Here is a 2665-nt window from a genome sequence, read left to right on the forward strand (position 1 = left end):
ATATATTATTTACCTATGACATATCTTCTCTGGCAGTATTAATTGAATCCTGAGCAGATAAGGTATCTTGTGCTGCAAACGCACCCCTTCAGCAAAATGCTGTATTATTAAAAACCTTCGCTATTCTGGCTTGTATCTGTCAGAAACAGGACAAATTATTTACATGGCCGATCTGGTCTTGGTGCATGTAGAAAGGTGATTATACTTATTTCAGTTCATCCATAGCCTGGTATACCTTATCTCCAATCAACTCCAGATCGCCCGTGTCGGTGTTTGCCAGAATGATAATCACTTTGCTGAAGTCTTGATCGAACAGCAGCAGCGAATTGAACCCATTGATGCTGCCCCGCCGCTCTAATACCGGCTTCGCAAACGTTCTGTCATTAAAGTAAAAGCCAAGGGTGGGGTAGCCGCGTGCATACGGAATATAAGCTTTTCCATGAGGTTTGTTCAAAAGCAGCGCTGTGGTTTTCTTTGATAACAGCTTATTCGTTTTCAGGCCCTGCACAAGCTTGTATAAATCTTCTGTGGTTGAGTAAACTGCGCCAGCCCCTGCATAGTTAGAGAGGTAAACCAGCGGGTCGTTGTAGAGCGTGTCCTGGCTTGTGCCTTCGCCATAAGTGTAGTTGTGGTATCCGTAAGCCAGATTTGGTATGATAGTAGCTTCTGCTAGCACGCCTGTATTCGTCAGGTGTAGTGGCGTGAGTATGTTGTCTTGCAGCAGGTCTTTAAATTTCTTGCCTGAAGCCTTTTCCAGCACATAGGTTAACAGGATATAATCTACATTATTGTAGTTAAAGCTATCCGGCTTTGCTTCGTGGTTTTTGCTCACGAATTTCTCTACATACGCTGAGGTGGAGTAGGGGGAGCTGTATGCGGCTAAAGGTTCGTTCTTCAGGCCAGACAGGTGTGTGAGCAGGTCGGACACGGTTATACTTTCACACGCAGGAGGCAGGCCGCTCACATACTTAGAAACTTTATCACTTAGCTGTAACAGCGACTTCTCGTAGAGCTGCAAAGCAAGTATGGCTGTAAAGGTTTTGGTGAGGGAGGCTACCGGAAAACGGGTGCTATTTGTGATAGGCACTGCGAACTGCATGTTAGCGTAGCCCCTGTTCAGCTTAGAAACTACTTTTCCATCTTTTACGACCAGTATAGAAGCATTAAAATGACCTGCCTCATGCTCTTTGTTTATGATGCGCTCCACAGCATTTTGTGCAAACACAGCGCTCGAGAACATTAAATGCATGAGTAGTAAAAGCTGTTTCATGACTTCGTAAGAGGGACTTTGGCTTTGGTAGAGATGTTTAAAAGCAGAGGAGCAAAGTACATTTCTATACTTTGCTCTTCTCCATCTTATTCTTCAAAATTATCATAGTAGGTAAAGTCTTTCGTGATCTTTCCGTTCTCGATGGTGAAGATCGTGCAGATAGGTAGCTCAAACTGTGAGCCATCCGGGGCTGTGCCGCTGGAGACAAACTCTACAATCACATGATTTTCGCCTGAAGGGTACACCTGCACCACCTTGTCGTTTAGGTCAGGGAAAACCTCGTTGAGTTCGCTATACTTCTGCACGATCTGCTCACGGCTTTGCGTGACAATTCCCTGCCCCAGCGATGGGTCTTTGAACTCGGCAGTTTCAGTGTACACGGCCGCCATCTGCTCCCAATTGTGGTTGTTGAAGTGCTCGAAATACTGGTTAACGAGGTTTACGTTTTCTGTGCTCATAGTTGGTTTGGTTTGATTGTTACAGGGGGAGAGTATGAGGAGGATAAATATCGGAATGCAGAGCTTTTGAAACATATTCTGGTTAGTGTATAGTGGAAGATCATGTTAGGATTCAGGAATTAAAATCTTCAGAAAATAGCTTCAATCTATCTGGCGCCTAAAGTGAAATGTGTGCTATCTATACTCTACTTTTAATATTCAACTCCGCAGGTTGCGTTTCCTCAAAGTGCTTAGACCAAACCTTCTCCTTTTTTAGGATGAACACGGTGCCCACTACGAAAACTATAGCTGTAGCAATACCAACCATGGCAAAAAATGGCTTATCGGGAATCCGCACGCTTAACTCTGAGACAAAGGCGGCATAAAGGCCTAAAACAGAATAGTACATAAACCACACATGCACACCTTTGTAGCTTCTTGGGAGACTTTTTATAAACAAAGGAACCATGCCGCAAGCCAATGTCAGAAAGCTGATAATTGCTGTGACATGAAAGACTCCGAACCTGCCTGTGAGGTTATAAATGCCCAAGGCTGATCCGCAAACCAGCACGATGGCACCTACATAGCTATAGCCAACCTGTTTGTGTAAACGTGTACCTTTGCGAGTCGCCAACACAAATGCACCAGCAACCATAGCCAAAACAGCTACAGCCAAATGAAACCAGCCGAGGGTAGAGTTCACAAAGTTATACATAGCTATGCTGTTTTGATTGTTTTATAACCTTCTTTCTGGTGTTTAGGATAAGCTTGAGGTGCTTATTTAGGTTTTACTTATGAGTTGTAAGGTGTCTATATTTTGCTTTGAATTACAGGAATCAGATAGTCCTTATCAAAGCTTCTGTTCTTGAATAGAGAAACTTTCTCTTTGCCTGTTACAGACAAGTAATTTTCAGCTGCTGTCATAAATATTTCTTTTGCTTCAACATATATATCACCT

The 2665-nt window shown here is 43.4% G+C and carries 3 protein-coding genes; all 3 read right to left on the reverse strand.

Annotated elements, in window-relative coordinates; all coding sequences use genetic code 11:
* Nucleotides 1-205: 205 nt before the first annotated feature.
* Nucleotides 206-1270: a serine hydrolase domain-containing protein gene (locus ACFQ2O_RS21065; protein WP_377532761.1), complete on the reverse strand. Its 1065-nt coding sequence runs from the start codon at nt 1268-1270 to the stop codon at nt 206-208.
* A gap of 86 nt (nt 1271-1356) precedes the next feature.
* Entirely contained in the window at nt 1357-1728 is a 372-nt protein-coding gene (locus ACFQ2O_RS21070) for a nuclear transport factor 2 family protein (protein ID WP_377532763.1), read from the reverse strand.
* Nucleotides 1729-1906: 178 nt separating this feature from the next.
* Nucleotides 1907-2422, reverse strand: a complete 516-nt coding sequence (locus tag ACFQ2O_RS21075; protein ID WP_377532765.1) for a DUF2306 domain-containing protein — start codon at nt 2420-2422, stop codon at nt 1907-1909.
* Nucleotides 2423-2665 lie beyond the last annotated feature (243 nt).

Origin of the sequence: Pontibacter rugosus, assembly GCF_042678745.1 — a bacterium.
GTDB classification, from domain to species: domain Bacteria; phylum Bacteroidota; class Bacteroidia; order Cytophagales; family Hymenobacteraceae; genus Pontibacter; species Pontibacter rugosus.

Excerpts from the sequence above, each read along its gene's own strand:
- ACFQ2O_RS21065 (WP_377532761.1), bottom strand. The coding sequence starts at position 1,270 with ATGAAACAGCTTTTACTACTCATGCATTTAATGTTCTCGAGCGCTGTG.
- ACFQ2O_RS21070 (WP_377532763.1), bottom strand. The coding sequence starts at position 1,728 with ATGAGCACAGAAAACGTAAACCTCGTTAACCAGTATTTCGAGCACTTC.
- ACFQ2O_RS21075 (WP_377532765.1), bottom strand. The coding sequence starts at position 2,422 with ATGTATAACTTTGTGAACTCTACCCTCGGCTGGTTTCATTTGGCTGTA.